The sequence below is a fragment of the Levilactobacillus enshiensis genome (assembly GCF_007115095.1).
GTDB classification, from domain to species: domain Bacteria; phylum Bacillota; class Bacilli; order Lactobacillales; family Lactobacillaceae; genus Levilactobacillus; species Levilactobacillus enshiensis.
Genome location: NZ_SULH01000043.1, coordinates 1 through 440, shown reverse-complemented (window position 1 = coordinate 440; position 440 = coordinate 1). Strand labels below are relative to the sequence as shown.

At 44.3% G+C, this 440-nt stretch carries 1 protein-coding gene; it reads right to left on the bottom strand.

The window, feature by feature from the left end; all coding sequences use genetic code 11:
• Positions 1-89 precede the first annotated feature (89 nt).
• A partial coding sequence (locus FAY32_RS14505) for an IS66 family transposase (RefSeq protein ID WP_158727617.1) occupies positions 90-440 on the bottom strand: 351 nt, incomplete at its 5' end.

The window sequence follows — 440 nt, the reverse complement described above, 5'->3', positions numbered from 1 at the left end:
GTAAGCACCTAATAACTGACCGCATTGAAATACAGACAAAAAGAAGCTGGCGTCCTCGGTTTTTGAGGACGCCAGCTTCTTTCCATGCCTTAAGCGGCTACTGTATTTGGCTGAGCGTTACCTGAAGAATTATGCGCAAAATTCCATGGTAAATAAGCTTCCAGCTCTGATTTCTTTGCGAATGCTGGCAGTTGGGACATGTTTTCTAAAAGATAACGAATATATTCTTGTGGATTGTTGCCACTTGCTTTGGCCGACGCAATTAGAGTCATCCAAATAGCTGTAGCTTCCGCTCCAGCTTGACTCGTACTGAACAACCAGTTCTTCCGGCCGATGACTAAGCTCTTGATATTACGCTCGGCAGCGTTATTACTGAAATCAAACTCGCCATGATCAAGGATTCTGTTCAATGCTGCTCGTTGGTTCTGAGCATAGATGAT